Origin of the sequence: Limihaloglobus sulfuriphilus (assembly GCF_001999965.1) — a bacterium.
Lineage (GTDB): Bacteria > Planctomycetota > Phycisphaerae > Sedimentisphaerales > Sedimentisphaeraceae > Limihaloglobus > Limihaloglobus sulfuriphilus.
On sequence record NZ_CP019646.1, the window covers coordinates 1,672,165 to 1,690,517 of the forward strand.

General features: G+C 44.7%; 14 protein-coding genes. All 14 read right to left on the bottom strand.

The window, feature by feature from the left end; genetic code table 11:
• On the bottom strand, nucleotides 1-1,140 hold the full coding sequence (locus SMSP2_RS06460) for a uroporphyrinogen decarboxylase family protein (protein WP_146683173.1): 1,140 nt from the start codon (nucleotides 1,138-1,140) through the stop codon (nucleotides 1-3).
• 17 nt (nucleotides 1,141-1,157) lie between these two features.
• Nucleotides 1,158-2,942: a M14 family zinc carboxypeptidase gene (locus SMSP2_RS06465; RefSeq protein WP_146683174.1), complete on the bottom strand. Its 1,785-nt coding sequence runs from the start codon at nucleotides 2,940-2,942 to the stop codon at nucleotides 1,158-1,160.
• Between the two features lie 71 nt (nucleotides 2,943-3,013).
• Nucleotides 3,014-3,781, bottom strand: coding sequence for a LamG-like jellyroll fold domain-containing protein (locus SMSP2_RS06470; RefSeq protein ID WP_146683175.1), 768 nt, complete (start codon nucleotides 3,779-3,781; stop codon nucleotides 3,014-3,016).
• Nucleotides 3,782-3,954: 173 nt separating this feature from the next.
• Nucleotides 3,955-4,974, bottom strand: a complete 1,020-nt coding sequence (locus tag SMSP2_RS06475; RefSeq protein ID WP_146683176.1) for a Gfo/Idh/MocA family protein — start codon at nucleotides 4,972-4,974, stop codon at nucleotides 3,955-3,957.
• Nucleotides 4,971-5,801 carry an AraC family transcriptional regulator gene (locus tag SMSP2_RS06480; RefSeq protein ID WP_146683177.1) on the bottom strand — a complete coding sequence of 277 codons (831 nt, stop codon included), beginning with the start codon at nucleotides 5,799-5,801 and terminating at the stop codon, nucleotides 4,971-4,973. Before SMSP2_RS06480 ends, SMSP2_RS06475 begins: the two co-directional genes overlap by 4 nt.
• 106 nt (nucleotides 5,802-5,907) lie before the next feature.
• The gene (locus SMSP2_RS06485) at nucleotides 5,908-8,985 is read right to left on the bottom strand and encodes a LamG domain-containing protein (RefSeq protein WP_186804898.1); all 3,078 of its coding nucleotides are present in this window, start codon (nucleotides 8,983-8,985) and stop codon (nucleotides 5,908-5,910) included.
• A gap of 11 nt (nucleotides 8,986-8,996) precedes the next feature.
• Nucleotides 8,997-10,268: a hypothetical protein gene (locus SMSP2_RS06490; RefSeq protein ID WP_146683179.1), complete on the bottom strand. Its 1,272-nt coding sequence runs from the start codon at nucleotides 10,266-10,268 to the stop codon at nucleotides 8,997-8,999.
• Nucleotide 10,269: 1 nt separating this feature from the next.
• Complete coding sequence (locus SMSP2_RS06495) at nucleotides 10,270-11,562, bottom strand: TolB-like translocation protein (protein WP_146683180.1); 1,293 nt, start codon at nucleotides 11,560-11,562, stop codon at nucleotides 10,270-10,272.
• A gap of 15 nt (nucleotides 11,563-11,577) precedes the next feature.
• Nucleotides 11,578-12,882: an oligogalacturonate lyase family protein gene (locus SMSP2_RS06500; protein WP_146683181.1), complete on the bottom strand. Its 1,305-nt coding sequence runs from the start codon at nucleotides 12,880-12,882 to the stop codon at nucleotides 11,578-11,580.
• Nucleotides 12,883-12,895: 13 nt separating this feature from the next.
• Nucleotides 12,896-14,218, bottom strand: a complete 1,323-nt coding sequence (locus tag SMSP2_RS06505; RefSeq protein ID WP_146683182.1) for a TolB family protein — start codon at nucleotides 14,216-14,218, stop codon at nucleotides 12,896-12,898.
• 49 nt (nucleotides 14,219-14,267) lie between these two features.
• Nucleotides 14,268-15,170, bottom strand: coding sequence for a type II secretion system protein (locus tag SMSP2_RS06510; RefSeq protein ID WP_146683183.1), 903 nt, complete (start codon nucleotides 15,168-15,170; stop codon nucleotides 14,268-14,270).
• Between the two features lie 23 nt (nucleotides 15,171-15,193).
• Nucleotides 15,194-16,276, bottom strand: a complete 1,083-nt coding sequence (locus SMSP2_RS06515) for a Gfo/Idh/MocA family protein (protein WP_146683184.1) — start codon at nucleotides 16,274-16,276, stop codon at nucleotides 15,194-15,196.
• A gap of 257 nt (nucleotides 16,277-16,533) precedes the next feature.
• Nucleotides 16,534-17,631, bottom strand: a complete 1,098-nt coding sequence (locus SMSP2_RS06520; RefSeq protein WP_146683185.1) for a sugar kinase — start codon at nucleotides 17,629-17,631, stop codon at nucleotides 16,534-16,536.
• A 1-nt stretch (nucleotide 17,632) separates the two neighbouring features.
• Nucleotides 17,633-18,307, bottom strand: a complete 675-nt coding sequence (locus SMSP2_RS06525) for a bifunctional 4-hydroxy-2-oxoglutarate aldolase/2-dehydro-3-deoxy-phosphogluconate aldolase (protein ID WP_146683186.1) — start codon at nucleotides 18,305-18,307, stop codon at nucleotides 17,633-17,635.
• Between the last annotated feature and the right edge of the window lie 46 nt (nucleotides 18,308-18,353).

The window sequence follows — 18,353 nt, forward strand, 5'->3', positions numbered from 1 at the left end:
TTAAACCCATTTGCAGTACTCATCAAGCAAGGCCATAAAATTATCATATTTAGTGCCGACTGCTATTGAATGGCTTGTTCCAAGTATAACTCCCGTTTGGCCGTTAAACCGGTTCATAAACTTAGCTACCTCTCTACGGACATCTGACGGCTCACCATTTATCAGTGTTTCAACCTGGACTCCTCCCCAGAGTGAAAAATCATATTGAGGCATGTCAGAAAGAGCAAATATATCCATGCCCGCACTTTTTTGTATAGACTGGTAACAATCTATATCGAGATATTTAAATGTATCAAGCAGATCAGAATTGTTGCCGCAGGCATGCTGAATAACAAACTGACCGAGTTTCTTTAGATTTTTGATTTTATTCCTATAAGGACCGGCAAACATTTCCATATAACATGAAGGGCTGATCATAGATCCCTTGTTACTGGCGAAATCAGTGCCGAGGAGGACACCATCCTGAAATTTCCGCACAAAAAGCCTGTCAATCTCAATAGATTTTTCCATTAGGATACGATAATAATCTCTCACCATATCCGGCGAAACTGCAATCTCCATAAATCCACGTTCCATCCCGCCAAGCAGCAGCCACCCTGGAGCGGAATGGTAAGGCCCGAGTATGAATTTTGAATCAGAAAAGTAAGATCCCAAAATATCAAATGCTTCAAAAATACTCTCATCAGGTTCGAACGCATTATATTCACGTAAAACATCTTCAATAGTATATTTTTTTGTCAGGGCCGCAGGGTCCCGTATAAGTGTAATATCATTTGTGCTGGGAGAAAACTTATATATATGACCAGCTGCTCCTTCCCATGTGTCACGTTCGATTTGCCTGGGAGGCTCTGGAGAGTAGCCTTTAGGAGGGCATGGACCAGCCATGTGATTCCAAAACGGTAAGATATCAATTATATCCAGTTTCTTATACAATTCTTTCGCATCAGCAATCCAACTCTGAACAACTTCGTCTCTGCGTCCCTGCCAGAAGGCTATCTGGCATCTTGCTTTGGCCCTCCAGTACGTCGGTCTGCCAAGTACTTTTTCTGCTATATCACTGTCTATTGCAAAAAAACCTATCGGGGTTCTATCGGGACTGAGACCTTTGAGAACTGAATTAACACGCTGCTTTGAATTCATTTTTATTCCTGAAAAATCTATATACCACTGATTGCATACTGGGACTTTAAGACTATCAGCCGTTCTGAATGATTTAGTGTAACTTTGACTTTATTGTCGGCGACGATCTTCTTGCGGAATCTTGTTTTATTATTTCTGTCAATTATATACATATCTAAAGATTCTGAGGGTTCTAAATATGAAAATCCGCATTCATATTCTTTGCTTCTGGAAGTATGATTGTAAAAAGCTGCCCCAAGCTCAAAGGCAATCATTTGCTCCAGTGCCGCTGCCGCCGCGTCAAACTGGCCAATTTGCTGATAAGGAGTAATGTCACGAATCCCCCAGATTTCTATAAGAACGGAAAGGGGAATACCCTTACTAGCGCCATAAACCTGGCTCATGGGTTTACTTTCTTCTACATGAGGCCTGCTGTCAAAAGTTATACTTGTATATTCATCTTTCAGGTCATAACCACAGAAGTCGCGATAGAAGTACCTGTGGTTAAATGCAAGATTTGTTCTTCTGCAATACTCATCATATATACCTCCTTTTACAGTGTGAGCGAATGCGCCGAAACATGTATCTGTGCCTCTGTAATGCATCGAACAATTATGATAATCGGCAAAAACCTTTATCCGACCTAAAGAGCGTTCCACCGCCCATTGAATATTTTTGAGTTCCTCGGCAGAAAAAGGTGCCTCTCCCTTATGCGGATGCCGGGACATCTGCCACACTTCGAGAGGCTCAAAATTACGGTTCAGATTGACATTGTCGCCATTTGTATTGCCGAAAGGAGGCATTTTTGACGGATCTTTAAAATACTTATCAAAGCTGCCTGCACAGAGCACGGGAACCCATTGTATCTCTAAGTTGTCAAGCACCGTCCTTGCCCATATATCTCCACTCTGATACTTCCCGAGCAGCCAGTTCAAATACCCCAAAACACCGTAGCATCCGCCGGGTTCGATTGGATGTATGCCTGTTTGAACAAAAACCACAGGCTTGTCTGTTCCGGCGGAAACAGTGGTCATGTACAGATCGTAACCGCCCTGGCCGGTATATGGCATCTTCCGCAATGAGACATTAGAATTCATTGCAAGTTTTCTCACGCCGGTCATGAATTGACCATAATCCTGCCAACGCCCCTGATAAAACCCCATGTCAACATTTTCGCACCCCAAGGCCTCTAACAGCCATTGCAGAACAAGGTCATGATACCCCGGAAAATCCCAATCTCTGCCTGAAAGCATATCCAGATCCATAGCGATAATGCTGCCGGAACTGAAACCATCCTCCACAATCAACGCACCTTTATCGGCCATAACAACCGGCTTTGGGTGGTTTTTGTTTAGAAAAACGGCCTGATTGACCCAAGTCAATTCAATTTTATCATCCTTTTTGAAACCTCTTGTAAAATAAGAATCATCAACAATCCGGCATGTGCCCTTCTGCTTAGCTGACATAATTCTTATATCTCTTTGGAAATCTGCATATAACGGAAGATGAACCACAACCTGTCTTCCCTCTGCAAGCAAATTTAACTGTTGCCGGCTGTTGATTCCCGAATACAGTATCAGAGCATCGCAATCCGGGTTATGAACGTCATCAATATCGGATACAAAAAAAACATTCTGTGCGCCAAAACACCGTACTAATTCTGTTCTCAATCTCCACTGATCAGGCATTCCTGCAACCAGTATCCTGTCGGCATGACGATGGACACTTGAGTTTCTGTTTATCTCGGGTAATGAAACTGAATCTGCACCGCAGAAACAGCCGGCAATAACAAGAACAATGGTTATTGTTTTTATCTGATTCATATTTGTTTATTTATTACAGTTGAACCTTGATTATCTTATTCTCATAGATTACATTATAGTTGTTTTGCCAATCACCTTTTTCTGTATAGTACCAGAGCGCCTAATGCCAACATTGCAAAAGTTACAGGTTCGGGTACCAGTGACTGAACATCAGCAGCAGACAGAGCGGTGTCATAGAACCTGATGTCGTCGATGGCACCGGACAAATAATTGGCCCCAACGCCATTTACTGCCGCATTAGCTCCAAAAGCAGCCCAGCCAAGTCTGCCGGTCGTATCTCTGTCAAGATCTGTTTTAGTTACATAAGATTCTCCGTCAACGAACACCTCAAAATCACAAAGGCCATCATCCGTATTTCTGGCAATAAAGGCAATATGATGCCAGGCATTAGAATCAAACCAGCCGGTCGGGCCGGTCGCATCACCTTGTGCGGATTGAATCCTGATCTGCTCACCCCCAACAATTACCAGATTTGATTTGTAACCGCTGTAGGTGTTATCCCAGAGGTAACAAACAGAAGGTACAGTTGGAATCGAGTCGAACTTCACCCAGAGAGCTATAGTCATATCCTCAAAACCACCAAAATCGTAAACACTTCCTGATTTTATCAGTAGATAATTCCCGTCAGAACCGTTTAGTTTAACAGCGTTACCGATTTTGCCCGGCACCCAGTTCGAATCGGATACCGTGCCGTAAAAATCGATCGGGGCCGCACCGGCCACAGAGTTACTCCCTGAAGTACCAGTTGTTTCATTCAGTTCCCAATGACTGACCAGTGAAGCAAAAGAAGGCATACACATGATCGAAAAAATCAAAATACCACTAACAAAATTTTTCATACTTCAATTCCTTAAACAATAGTTAATAAATCACTAACCAACTTAACACTATTGGTTTGTATATGAAATTATATACATCAAAGATTGTGAAACTTCCTAAAAAAAGAAATAAAATTTGTCATATATGAAATTCTCACATAAAAGACGTATTTAAACATTTCTACAACCTCTGTTCAGCTCACTTCATTGTTTATTTTTAAAAACATGGATTTTTCACAGGATTTTTCGCACATAAGACATACCTTGGTAAACATGAAGGGGTCAGCCTCTGACAATGCCGACACTGCGCCATTTATAATTGTAGATTCGAAAAATTCCGTATAAATCTCACTGGCTGCAGGTAATTTTATGGCTCTTTGCCCTTTCTTTTGGGAAATTATGCTGCATGTTCTATCTGATGCCCTGGCTTCTATTATTCCTTTTGTACCTGCAATTCTAATCCAGTCATCACCATGAACTTCTGTGACGTCAGGACGCAGCAGGTCAACACTTACGCTGCCGTGCCCCCCGTTATCAAACTTAAAAATCACCACACAGTTATCCTCACAAGCGGGACGATGCTGATGACAGAAGTTTCCCTTCATAGCCGCAACTTCCACTATTTTCTCACCAGTTATAAAGTCAATCATGTCAAAGGCATGTATACCGATCCAGCCAAGTGTTCCACCGTATTGTTTTATATCGCCAAACCATTCGGGGCGATCGCCGAAGCGGTATGACTTGCGGGCATTTACAAGAGCAGCCCGGCCTATCTCTCCAGTTTCAAAAGCATGTTTGGCCGCAATAAAACACGGTTCCGAACGCATCGTAAGCATTGCCGCCAGCTTAACATTATTATTTTTAACGGCCAGATTCACCTTTTCTAACTTTTCAAGCGATAACGCCAGCGGTTTTTCAGTTATGATATGGCAGCCGTTTTCAGCCGCATAAATGATTAAATCCGCAATTCTGTCTAACCTGGTGCTGATTATTACAACATCAGGCCTGACAATTCCAATCATTTCAGAATAATCTTCGAACTTTTTAACATTTTTACAGACCCTGTGATTTAAACAATGACTAATATCCTCGTTTTCGAATGCCGGTGCGATTCCGCAAAGTTCGTATTGAGATTTATTAAGAATTTCATCGAATACGAACACGGCATGACCAAAGCCGCCAATAGATACAAATTTGAGGTGTTCATCTCTCATGTAGCGGACTTTCTGTTGTTCTTTCTGAAATGCATTGGATTAACAGAATATTTTTTCTTGAATGATCTGTAAAAACTTGAAAGTTCCTGGAAACCGACAAAAAAGGCTATGGATGTAACAGGATCGTTTGTATTTTCAAGCAGATCTTTTGCCTTTTGAACCCGTATATCAGTAAGATACCCTATAAAACTCTTATTGGTTAATCTTCTGCACAGAGTTGAAAAATGCCTTATTGAAAGCTCCGACATTACAGCGGCCTGTTCCAGTTTCAAATCATCATAATAATGAAATTTCACGTAATTCAAAACTTTTTCCACTCTTTCAATGCCGGTTAATTTTATGTCTGATTTAAAAACACCCTTTTTTACTCGATATATCTGAATCAAAACAACGAAAGCGCCGTTTCTTATTATAAAATCTGAATAGGCCAATTCAGCCCCCTGTTCTCCAAGAAAACCTCTGCAAACACGAATAAGCTGGTGAAGGTATTCATTGGGTACCTTGACAGGGCAGGGATCTGCGAAGACCACATCTGCAAAATCATCTGTCAGTATTTGAAGTTTGTCGCTAAGAAGGAAACAGAACACAAAAAACTTCTCTCCCTTTAAAGTCTCAAAGAGGGTTTTCTGCCCTTTACTAAGAGCAACAATCTGCCCCTCAGAAACATGGTAAGATTTACCGTTAATACAATAAGATGCCTTGCCGGATTTCACAAAAAGCAACCTCATATATTTTGCAGCAGTATCTCCCATGGTAAAAGTAGATCCGCTTACAAATGTAGTTAAGTATACACCAACCTTGTCAATTACTTTTGTATAAGTTTTCATATCAGAAAGATTATAGCGGGTCTCCGCCGCATGTCAAATTTCTTCAAATGCGGGAAAACCCACTATAACCAGTTTATAGTTAAATTTATAACATACAAACCATATGTCACTGTGTTATTCCAGGCATAGTATTCGACACAAGCCAGTCTGCGGAAAACAGACTCATGTCAACAAGGTCAATTTGACAATCTCCATTTATATCCTCAGGATTATCTCCCGTACACTCAGGCAGAGAAACAATCTTAATGTCATCAATATCGATAACGCCAACGCCGTCTCCGTTGTCATCATCAGCAGGTGTCCATACGCCGAAAAGCAGCGCGCCGATATCATTGAGATCGCTGTAGGCATCACCAAAACGATACTGAAGGTCATGCAGATCAATAACCCACTGATCCCACCCAACAGGCTCTGCGCTGCTGCCGTTTGGACGTTTAATCAGCATCTGGCCCTTTATACGGTTAGACGCATCGGCAGCAAATTCTTGCGCGGTACCTGTTCCAGAGAGAAACTTTATATAAAGTGCCTTTTCAAGGCTGTTGCCCTCATGTCTGTTGATCATAGCTGTAACAAGATCGCTCGAGGTCAGATCGATCGGATTATCGAGTATATAGACAATCTCGGTGAAAGCAGAAAGGCCTGTATTAGAATCCATATCTCTGTAATTCCAGCGAAGTGCATTAGAACCGGTGTACGCATCGGCGGGGTTCGTGAGAAGTGTAACCGTCGATTCAGTCGCGAAATCCGCAAGTGCTAACGGGAATTCAAACCATTTGCCCTCAAGAGCCGTCTGGTCAGCATAGCTTTCAAAGTTCCCATCTTCGATAAGGGATTCCGTGCCGGCCACACTGAGACTGCTGTTAAGCCACATGCCTGCCATCTGACTGACATCAGCCGGACCACAAGCCGCATCGCCGTTAACATCACCAGCCAGAACGGGGCCGTAACTGTAAAGGGCCTGTATCTCCGGAGCGGACATTGGCCTGTCATAAATCCTGACTTCATCGAGAGTACCGCTGAAACTGGCGTGAGCAACGGCAACATCACCGGCATGTCCTCCTATAGTTAAACCATAAAAGACGTTTCCGGTTTCCACTTCCGCCCCAGGGGCCGAGTGTATCATCTCACCGTCAAGATACAGGCTGAAGGTCCTGAAGTTATCTGATGTCTGGTTGATAGTCATTGCAACATGCGTCCATTGATCCGGTGCAATCGCATCAGCAGCAGAGAAAAAACTTGTTGGATGCATGACATAATCATCAACGATAGTTCCATCAGGCAGCTCTTCCTGAATATGTTCACGCCAATAGTCATAGACCAGACCTACAGAACCGTTTGACTTGACTATAATATACACCTTGTACATCATTCCCCCGCCCGGACGGACACTGAAAAGGAATCTGTCACCGCTGGGGATGGCGTCGGGCCTTATCCACATGGAAACAGTCTTGTTATTTGTTGAGTCCGAACCAAAAGAGTATGTGTCGTTGACATCATCGAGTATTAAACACGAAGCTCCGTCAAGCCAGATACCGCCGTTATAGGCGCCGGTCCACCATGACTGGTCACCGGACGGTGCATTCACGATGACGCCATTATTGATGTCGTTGCCGGCAGAGTCGCTGAGGATAATACCGCTGGTCTCATCGCATTTCCAATATAAATCAAGGCTGCTGGTAATATCTATAACGGCTTCCTGGGGAATATAATCCTTGAGTGCAGCTACTTCAACCGGCTGCAGTGGCCTGCCGTAAATTCTGAAGTCATCTATCTTGCCGAGAAATCCCTGATAACTTTCAACAGGTATACTGGCATCTGCCGCGGTTGCGCCTATAGACGGACCGTTGATAGAACCGTCTGTATGCCTTGCATTACCGGCCGTGCTGCCTCCAAGATTTCCGTCGATGTACAAACTCATGCTGCACAGATCATCAGCAGTATTTTCGATAACAACCGCAATATGATGCCATGTCTGCCCGTCGGGTGTGGGTATATCAACCCTCACTTCGCCGGTTTCTGTAGCACAGCGAAGCTGACTGGCCTTGTAATAGAGGTAAATCTTGAAAACATCAGCTCCTGAGTTTCTATTGCTCCAGATAAAATAGTTTCTGTCAACATTAAACACGTCCGTACTCGGACATACCCACATGGAAATTGTTTTATTCTGGAAATTACCCAGAACAGAAGCATTTGGAATCAGGAAGGCATTTGTTCCGTCTAATTCTGCGCAGAAATCGAACAGGCCGTCAACACCATTGGCCCCCCACGGAGATGAACTGCCGCCGTCAAGATACCGCACCTGTGCATCCTGTGTCATCATGCTGTCATATGCGTATTCACCTGAATCCTGATCAAAGGGATAATAAATATCCATATCCAGTTCAGGATTGAATTCTCCCGGGCCGCTTGACTCAGGAATATGTGCGTAAAGTCCTGCAATATCTGTATCTATCAGAGCCGCGGAATAAATCCTGAATTCATCTATTTTGCCTACAAAAGCCTGATGATTAGTAGGGGGATTCAAAGGAGCCGCATCAACGGCGTTAGCCCCGATAGAAGGACCGTTAACAGAGCCGTCTGTATGCTGCACTCCGCCTGTAGTGGTTTCTACAAGGCTTCCGTCAAGATAATAATCGAAGTCTGTAGTCCCTGAAACTGCACCATCTTTCATAACCACTGCAACATGATGCCAGGTGCTGCCATCCGGAGGATCGATGGGAACAATCCTTGTCTGCGAACCGCCGCCGTCAAGGGCCGCTACAAACTGAATAGAGTTATTACGGTAGAGGACATATATCTTGAACTCATCGGCACCGGAGTTTCTGTTACTCCAGAGAAAATAGTTCTGATCCGACCCGGCTGTCGAAGCGTCAGGGCAAAACCACATTGAGAGGGTTTTGTTCTGGAAATTACCCAGTATATGCGCATTAGAGAGTAAAACACCGGTCATACCGTCAAGATTGATCCCGCCGCTAAATTTACCTGCCCCCCAGAAGGTGCCCAGAGCCTGCCCGTCAAGGGAAGTTACCGTTCCAGAGCAGGGGCCGACCGTGTCTGTGACAGATGTGCCCTGTGTCTGGTCAAAAGGATAATACACCTCCAGATTCTGCCCCGCGTCAAATGGGAATGCCGCATTGGTTAGCAGTAAAAGACTCAAAGACAAACAAAAAATTAATCGTTTCATAAGATTTCCTTTCATTGAACATCTACCAAATATTGTTCTAACGGCATATACACTGCCGCAGTTTTATTATCTATTAAACTCGTAAACGATATGCCTCCACCGGAAAAACCCACACTGGATATCTCTGGCGAAGTGCTGAGTACGGCGCTGCCTGTACTTCTAAGCAGTTTCAACCTGCTCATATCCGAACTCTCAACATATAACATAGTCTCATTCTTATTATTATAGGTAATTTCAGTTATAACTGAAGCCGTTCCCGAAGCAGGAAGGCGGGAAGCAATTTTCCTCGGTTTGAGCAAGCGCCTCACCGCCGCAGGTGAGACTGTCCAGAACTGGGTATCTCTGCTCATAACCCCTGTACGGGCTATTTTCGCTCCGGTCGTGTAATACAGCAGACGGCTTAAGCCGTCCCACTGAATCCGGGGAATAAAACTAAAATCAACCTCATCAGCCACTTCATAAAGCATGGAGCCGTAATCATCTGAAAAAAGGATTGAACGTACATATTGCAGATTTAAGTCTGAGTCAAATACACCACGGGCCAGAGCGGTTTTTTGGCCGGTTCTGTCAACCGAGGCTGCAATATCCAAAACTATACTACCATCGCTGTCTTTGAAAGCCGGACGTGCAAGAAGTATCTCTTTGCTTTGCATCAAACCGTCCCGGTCAAGTTTGATCCGGTATACAACTGATGTCATACCGCCAAGCGCGTCCGTTTCTTCCGGACCGTAATGGACAACATTAACGATGATAGACTCTGTTTCGCGATGATAAACGGGAGATCCGTAAATCGTTCCCTGGTCAAAGATCATATAATCACGTTTTACCGCAGTTTCGAGAAGTATCCCCTTGAGTAGATGTCCCCCCACGGTTTTATAAACGACAACCTTGTTCACGGTATCTACAGTATAGTTAGCATCCAGGGTGAAGTCATAGTGTCCCTTCAGGTAATTCGCCGTTTCTTCGGAGGTTATCGGTTCTAACCAGAATGCTTTATTGTTGGATAAATTTACTGCGTAAAGTTGTCTTTCGCCTTCAACCGGACGGCCTGAAGCCCTGTATCCGTCTGTTTCTATTATAAAAAAGTCATCTTCGCCCAAAGTAACAACCGTGTTTCCGCCCGGCGAAGCGAAGCAGTTGTCGCTGCCAATGCCAAATGCTACCGCGTTGTACTCCTGCCCAATTACAGTACAGGGTACTTCTATGAAGTTAGTCGAAATCTGACATAAGCAGGGTGTAAGAAACAGCGTATTGATATATAATATTGTTTTGATCATCTTCATTTTATTCGAGCTCTATCAAAGCTATTTTTGAACCACTTTCGTCTGATTCGGTATAAACGACCTTGTCACCGGCCATGTTCAGCTGCGGATGAACATGCCGCGGATGGTTAAGTCCCTCAACAACATTTGCAAGTTTAACTGTATTGCCGGTAATCCGGTCATAAAGATACACACTTTCGGTGTGATTTGCGTATTCGTCAAGCGGTTTGATTGTGTGTGAAGTCTGTGTTTCGTACACAAAAAACCGTTCACTTCCACAGGTGCTTACGTGCAGACATCTTGGATTGATTCCCTGGGTAAGGATTTCTTTCTTCTCGGTACGGGGGTCAAATTTCCATATAGCCCCAGTGCCTTCAATAGCCACAAGATACATATATTTACCCTGCGGCCCCCATATCTCGTGAGTATGTATCATTCCGACAGGCGTTGGAAGTGCCACTTTTATCAGTGGGCTCTCCACCCTGCCGTACCATACACGAGTTTTTTCGATACTGCCGTCTGAATAACCCCCATAACCTCTTGAGAATGAAAACTCATCCGGATTAGCCGGATTTACGATAATGTGTGCAAGACCCATAGTTGTGTCGGTCAGCCTTCTATCAATAGTGGCATAGACAAGATAAGGACCCTTTATGACTGTTGTATCATCAAGGTCAATTGCATAGACGCCTTTGGAGGTGCCTCGGAGCATATTGTCGCTTGCCGGCCCGGGATGCGTCACATAAACCATGATCCTGCTGCCGTCTTCAGAGATGCTCGGCGGATCACCTATAGTGCCTTCGTTACAATGCCAGAGGAGCTTTTTATCCCCGGTATCGAAATCCATCAGGTATAGATTGTGGCCTGTCATATCGTAATATACAAGGTTGTTGGTGACCGGCGAATAGTCAGTGTGGTACTGTGAGGATGTGTAGAAATGAGAGTTTCCATATTGAGCAACGTCCTCAACGAGGAGAGAGTCAATATGGTAAATACCGCCTGTTGAGATATTTACCGCCAGCAACTGACGTTCTTTTGTGTATGAGGGGAAATCTCCCCCATTGTCTGTTCCGTCAGGCCGCGGCCGGGAGGATTCTACAATAACATACTGGTCATCCTCCGCGAAGGTCCGGCTGTGCGGGTAGGCATGGGTATTCATGTGGTCGGCACTGGTCAGATAATAAACACGCGTACCGGTCTCCGTGTCAACTGACGAAGTCTTTTCGTTTCCGATAAGCTGAAATTCAGAAGATATACCGGCAATCGAACAGCTGTATAAGACAAGTATAAAGAATATGATATAGTTCAGCTTCAATTAAAACCTTCTCTGTTAATCAATGTTATCTATTTCCATATAAGCCACCCTGCTGTTATAGCCGTGGCCGGTTGTAAATACAACCTTTGTACCCTCAAGATTTATCCTCGGATGACAATGCCTCGGGTGGTGAAGTCCTTCGCGAAATCTTGCCAGCCGGGTATGTTTGCCTGTCTTGACATTGTAAACCGCAAGCCACTCATCGTGGTTACCGTATTTGTCAAGGGGATTACCCTTGGAATCGTAAGTCTGGGTTTCATATACAACAAGGTTCTCATCCCCGCTGAGTGATATATGCAGACAGCGGGGTGTGATGTCCCCAAAGACCTGTTCGACCTCGCCCGTTCTCGGCTCTACCCTGCGAACGCATCCTTTTTCAACAATATCAACATAATAAATATATTTGCCCTGAGGCCCCCATATCTCATGAGTAAAGATATGTCCATCAGGTGTTATATTTGCCAGTTTTACAAGCGAACCGTCAATCTTTGAATACCATATTCTGCTTTTAAGCACACTTCCGTCACTTCGATCCCTGAAACCATGGCAGTAAGAGACCTCATCGGGGTTCACCGGATTGATAACCGTATGGCAGGGAGCAATGCGCATTTCCTTATAAACCTGCTGTACAAAGGTATTTATGATATAAGGAGATTTTGTGAGTTCAATGCCGTTAAGATCAAAAGCATACATAACCGTAGTTCTGCCGAAAAACTGCTTGTTTTCAGCCGGGCCGGGATAGTCAATATATGCCACAGCTCTGGTGCCGTCTCTGCTGATTGTAGGCGGATCGCCTATTGTTCCATCCGGAACATGCATTATTCTTTTTCGTTTGCCGTTAGTCAGATCAAGCATGTAGAGATTGTGACCTGACATATCGTAATAGATCACAGTGTTGGAACCGGGGGCATAATCAGCGTGATACTGAGATGACATTGAGAGATGGCCGGCGTATTTTGATGTATCTTCCATCTCCAGTGTTGCAAGATGATATATCCTGCCATCATCAATATTTACGGCTAAGAGCTGGCGTTCCTGCCTGAAATAGGGGTCTTCCTCACCGCACGCGGCTTTCCAGGTTCCCTCAGGCCGCGGGCGGGAAGATTCTATCATTACATATTTATCATCCTCAAGCCAGCTGCGGTTGTGAGGGTAACTGTGGCAATTCATATAATCACCGTTTGTGAGGAATCTGATTTCTCTGCCTGTTACCTTATCGGTTACGGTCTCTGTTTCACTTTCTGCGACACGGGGGAAAACATCACATATTTCGCCATAAACAGTGCCCATCGCGGCAAGAAGAAAAATAAGTTTTATCATAATATTTGTCCTTTTATTTATCAAGTTTTACGAAAGCAACCCTGCTGTTATATCCATCCGCTTCGGTAAATGCCACCTTCGTGCCCGCATAATTTATCTGTGGGTGTATATGTCTTGGATGATTAAGCCCTTCGTTGACTGTAGCAAGCAATGTGAACTTTTTTTTCTTAACGTCATACAGTACAAGGTCTTCGAGATGATTTTTATACTTGTCTATCGGTTTTATACCGTGAGAAACCTGGGTGTCAAATACGATATAACGCTCGTCCATGCTCACGGAAACGTGGAGGCATCTGGGATTGGTGTCTTTAAAGATTACGGTTGTCTCTCCCGATCCGGGTTCCACTTTTGACACGCCGCCGGTCCCGCAAATATCAACATAGTATATATACTTTCCATTAGGAGACCAGAGATCATGAGTATAAATATGCCCTTTTTCGGTTATGTTGGCAGGCTTTAAGAGTGAACCGTCCACTTTTACGTACCATACCCTGCTCATCTCTGCACTGCCATCAGCTATACCAAACCCTCGCGAGTAGGACATCTCGCTCCTGTCGGCGGGGTTTATAACCGCATGAGAGAGATTGAGCATACTGCGGCGGCTGCCGGTCTGTTTTTCAGGAGCAAGCCAGCGATCCGCAAGAACGGTGACAACTTCTGGCCTTCCCTTCATGGTAAGCTCAACAGGATCGACATCAATATAAAATGCGTAGGAGGTTCTTCCTGTAAAATCATAATCCGAAGGTCCGGGCATATCCATGTACACAACGACACGATCACCGCTGTTGCATATCGTTGGCGGGTCGCCTATTGTCCCCTTATCAACGTGCCAGAGCAGTTTTTTTCTGCCCGTGTCAAGACTTAACAGATAAAGGTTATGCCCCGTCATATCATAATAAACGACAAGATTATGCTCAGGGGCGTAATCCGCATGGTATTGACTCGACATTGTGAAATGATATTTTCCGTACTTTTCGGATGCGTCAGATTCATGCTCAAGTGTGGCTAAATGGTAAAGATCGCCGGTGGAAACATCCGCTGCCAGAAGCTGCCTCTCGCCGGTAAAAAATTCCGGTTTACATTCATTACGGCTGCTTCCCGGCGCGGGACGGGATGATTCGATGAGAACATATCTGTCGTTCTCTGCCCAGGTCTTGTTATGAGGATAGAAGTGGCAGTTCATAAACTCACCGCTGGTGAGATAAGTTATTGTTCTGCCGGTAGTTTCGTCCTTAACTACCTCTTTTTCACAACCAATCCTAGGGAAAACATCGGCTATTTCAGCATATACTGAGCAGAAAGAACAAAAAAACAGACAAAGCACTATTATTTTCATAGGATATAACCTTTTATATTATAATTAAGCGGGAGTTTTACTTGATAATCTAAGGATATTTCTTTTGAGGCTGCCACCGCCAGTTGTTTGGATATTCAAGCCCTTTAAACGGCTGCCCACTCAAGTAATCAGCTCCTTTTACCAGGCCGTGCCAGCTCACATGACCATCTACAAAAGCATAATTACCGCCATCTTTGTGCAAAGAATGCTGATTCTCAGTAAATGCCGGTTTACCGTTGTATGTTGCTGTATGAACTCTAGGTTTTTCGAATATCGCTCCATGATTGCTGCCCTGAACATTACCATAACCGGATGAGTCGCCGTAATCAGCCGTGTTGCCAAGGTGATTCTCGCCGACCAGTATTACCGAACCAGGCTGGGCAACCTGGGATTCCTTGGCAGGACGGCAGCTTCCGTCACCTGAAAGCTCGGGGTTTGTCTTACGCCGGTAGCCTTGCACATACCACCATATACCATTATATAATGTTATATTAGGGCCGTATGACCGCGGCAGAGGCGTACCGTCAACATTCTGAAAAGAAGCTGCATAGGCATCGGATATGTCCTTGCTTCGCGGCTTTTTGTCTGAAGGACAATGCAGATATTTCTTCATTGCATCCGTTTTACTCGTTGACCACTGCTGTGCCAGAGCCGCATCCCAGGGCTGCTGGGCGAGCTCCTGGTTTTTGTAATACGCCCAGGGGCTGCCCCTGTAAAAACTCCGATCCGGAACCAGCATCCCGTCATTATCTGCAGCGTTTAAAAGAAGCGCTATAGCAACCTGCTTTGAATTGGATGCACAAAGAACTTTCTTGGCCTGCTCTCTGGCCTTGTTCAAAGAGGGCAAAAGGATAGCCATAAGAACCGCTATGACCGATATAACAACCAATAGCTCTATCAAGGTAAAACCTTTTCCAGGCACATCAAATTTATTCCCTGTTTTTTTAATCATAATAACTTTCCTTAAAACTATTACTAAACTAAAGATAAATCATAATCTTCAACATTTTCACATACTTTATCTGTTCGAATATCATTAAGATTATAAGACCTGTTTACCGTTTCAAAAACCTTTATTGAACCCAGCAGTCTTTCTACATAATCGGGTGAAGGCACTTCACGATTTTTTATCATATCATAATAATTCCCCCACAGATATGCCCCGCTGAGTTTTTCAGAGCAGATAGTTTTCCTTTCGGTAACAATTTTGTCCGATACAGTTTTAGCCTGGACTGTCATCTCAATTTCTTTGCGAGGCCAGATTGCTTGCGGTCCAACATTTCTGTAAATAACTCCATTTTCAAAACCTAAGACCATGCTGTCTGGATACGGACTGTCATCGCCTATGCAAAACGACGCCAACACATTCGCTATCAGCCCATTCGAAAACTTCAATGACATATTGGCGTTGTCTGGCGTGGGTCTCTCTGTAAATATTCTGGACTCCACAACACTTACGCTTTCTATGGCTCCAAAAAGCTGAATCAGGTCGTTGAGAGCGTAAATCCCTATGCGAAACACCGGAGCAACAGGGCACAATTCTCGCTGATCATACCAGCTGCCGTCATGTTTTTCGCGATAATTAGCCCATGTAAAACACTGGGCCGAAATCGCACGCCCAAGATCATACTTTTCTATCCACGCATAAATCTGCTTTATATCATCAGGCATTATGGGGTAAGGTGAATTGGTACATAAGACCTTATTTAAATTTACAAGTTCTCTCAAAGCTTTTTTTGCAGAACTGGAAGATTCTTCGAATGGCTTGGTGGTGATTATGTCTTTGCCGGCTCTGACGATAGCTTTTATCTGGTCTGCTCTGCCGGCCGGACCTGTGAAAAGCCCGACACATTCAAAATCCCCTTCACGAAGCATTTCGTCAAGATCGGTAAATCCTCTTACACCATATCTGACGGCAACCTCACTGACATCGTCCTTTTCAAGACTGCAAACCGCTGTTAATTCAAAAAAATCCGATGCTTTCCCGGAAAGAATCTGGGTTTCTATAATATGCTTGCCGTAATGCAGACCAACAATAGCTATTTTTATTCTTTTCATGTTTTCTTTTGCTGAAAGTATATTATATGTTTTATTTATGCATATAATATAACAAATAAAAATATTGACAAAATGTTTAAAATGTCACAGTTATTTGCAAATATGGAAGTGTTTATTTAGCTAGTAATTTACTCTGCATTCACAAGAGCACTGCTTCAAAAGATGCATGAGGATACAATATTTCCAACAAGAGATAATGAGACATTATCTCAGTTATTTGAATGAAAGCTTGTGATTTTGTTTCAGAATCCGGCCGGCTACCTGTCCACTCTTGCGGTTCCGCCTGCCATTACCTTTTCAACTTCTTCCAGGCTCGCAGTGGTTGTATCGCCGGGTGTTGTCATGGCCAGCGCCCCGTGGGCGGCACCATAATTTACGGCTTCATCGCCGGATCTGCCTTCCATCAGGCCGTAAATAAGCCCCGAAGCAAAGCTGTCTCCGCCGCCGACACGATCGTATATCTCGAGATTTTCACGAAGCAGGGCCTCATGAAAATTTCCATCAACATAAAGTATTGCTCCCCAGTCGTTTATACCGGCAGTTTTGGCGTTTCTCAGGGTCGTTGCTACGGCCTGGAAGTTTGGAAACTGTTTTACAGCTTCGAGGATCATCTTCTTGAAGTTGCCCGGGTCTATCTTTGATATGTGCTTATCGAGGCCTGCCACATCGAGCCCCAGACATGCGGTGAAATCCTCTTCGTTGCCCATCATGACATCAATATAGGTTGCTATCGACCTGTTGACCTGCTGAGCTTTTACTTTGCCGCCGATGGACTTCCAGAGGCTCGGGCGGTAATTCAGGTCATACGAGACGATCGTGCCGTATTTTTTGGCCGTCTTTACCGCTTCGACGACGGCATCAGGGGTTGTCTCTGAGAGAGCCGCGAATATGCCGCCGGTATGAAACCATCGGACACCATCTTTACCGAAAATTGAATCCCAGTCGATATCGCCTTTCTTGAGCTGTGAAGCCGCAGAATGGCCGCGGTCACTGCAGCCCTTTGCCGCACGAACACCAAAGCCCTTCTCGGTGAAGTTAAGGCCGACGCGTACATCACGGCCTATTCCGTCAAACGGAAGCCATTTGACGTATTCAAGCGAAACCCCGCCCTGGTACATCAAATCCTCTAACAAGCGGCCCACAGGATTATCGGCAACAGCGGTTACAACCGCCGCACGTTTGCCAAAACACCGCTTGAGTCCCCTGGCAACATTATATTCGCCACCCCCTTCCCATACTTTGAAGTGCCTGGCAGTGTGTATCCGATCATCACCGGGATCGAGACGTATCATAACCTCGCCGAGTGAAAGTATATCGTATCTGCATTCCTTTTCAGATTTGAGTTTTAAAGCCATATTATTCGCCTCTTACCTTGTTTATAAGTTCAATTGTTTCCCTGACATTTGCTGTAATTGCCGCCCAGTCACGGTTTTTTACAAGCTCTTCTGTAATGAGCTTCGATCCCATCCCTGCACATACAATTCCCGCGTCAAACCATTCTTTGAGACTTTCTTCGGTCGGTGAGACACCCCCTGTGGGCATAATCTCAGTCCACGGGCACGGGCCGGTAACGGCCTTAACGAATGCAGGGCCGCCCACCTGGGCCCCGGGAAAAACCTTGCATATCTCGACACCCAGTTCGTGGGCCTTGTGTATCTCGGTCACAGAACCGCAGCCGGGAGAATAGGGTATTTTGCGTTTGTTGCACAATTTAGCGGTTTCCTCATCAAGCAGCGGCCCAACAACAAAATCAGCGCCGGCAGAAATATACATAGCGGCGGTCGGTGCATCGCAGATACTGCCGACACCAAGTATCAGATCGGGCCTTTGCTGATCACGAAAGACGCATAACTGCCGGAAAACATCGACAGCTCTGTCGCCGCGGTTTGTAAATTCTACCGCTTTTGCGCCGCCGTCAGCACAGGCCAGAGCAATATTCTTGACTGTTTCAAAATCACTGTTGTAAAATACCGGGATCAGACCAGTTTTTTTCATTGTTGAAAGCACGTCCAATCTTTTGTGAAATGCCATAATGACATCCTTTCAGTAATTTATAATCGCAAATTCGGTTTAAGTT

Excerpts from the sequence above, each read along its gene's own strand:
- SMSP2_RS06485 (WP_186804898.1), bottom strand. The coding sequence starts at position 8,985 with ATGAAACGATTAATTTTTTGTTTGTCTTTGAGTCTTTTACTGCTAACC.
- SMSP2_RS06515 (WP_146683184.1), bottom strand. The coding sequence starts at position 16,276 with ATGAAAAGAATAAAAATAGCTATTGTTGGTCTGCATTACGGCAAGCAT.
- SMSP2_RS06505 (WP_146683182.1), bottom strand. The coding sequence starts at position 14,218 with ATGAAAATAATAGTGCTTTGTCTGTTTTTTTGTTCTTTCTGCTCAGTA.
- SMSP2_RS06490 (WP_146683179.1), bottom strand. The coding sequence starts at position 10,268 with ATGAAGATGATCAAAACAATATTATATATCAATACGCTGTTTCTTACA.
- SMSP2_RS06475 (WP_146683176.1), bottom strand. The coding sequence starts at position 4,974 with ATGAGAGATGAACACCTCAAATTTGTATCTATTGGCGGCTTTGGTCAT.
- SMSP2_RS06465 (WP_146683174.1), bottom strand. The coding sequence starts at position 2,942 with ATGAATCAGATAAAAACAATAACCATTGTTCTTGTTATTGCCGGCTGT.
- SMSP2_RS06520 (WP_146683185.1), bottom strand. The coding sequence starts at position 17,631 with ATGGCTTTAAAACTCAAATCTGAAAAGGAATGCAGATACGATATACTT.
- SMSP2_RS06500 (WP_146683181.1), bottom strand. The coding sequence starts at position 12,882 with ATGATAAAACTTATTTTTCTTCTTGCCGCGATGGGCACTGTTTATGGC.
- SMSP2_RS06470 (WP_146683175.1), bottom strand. The coding sequence starts at position 3,781 with ATGAAAAATTTTGTTAGTGGTATTTTGATTTTTTCGATCATGTGTATG.
- SMSP2_RS06525 (WP_146683186.1), bottom strand. The coding sequence starts at position 18,307 with ATGGCATTTCACAAAAGATTGGACGTGCTTTCAACAATGAAAAAAACT.
- SMSP2_RS06480 (WP_146683177.1), bottom strand. The coding sequence starts at position 5,801 with ATGAAAACTTATACAAAAGTAATTGACAAGGTTGGTGTATACTTAACT.
- SMSP2_RS06460 (WP_146683173.1), bottom strand. The coding sequence starts at position 1,140 with ATGAATTCAAAGCAGCGTGTTAATTCAGTTCTCAAAGGTCTCAGTCCC.
- SMSP2_RS06510 (WP_146683183.1), bottom strand. The coding sequence starts at position 15,170 with ATGATTAAAAAAACAGGGAATAAATTTGATGTGCCTGGAAAAGGTTTT.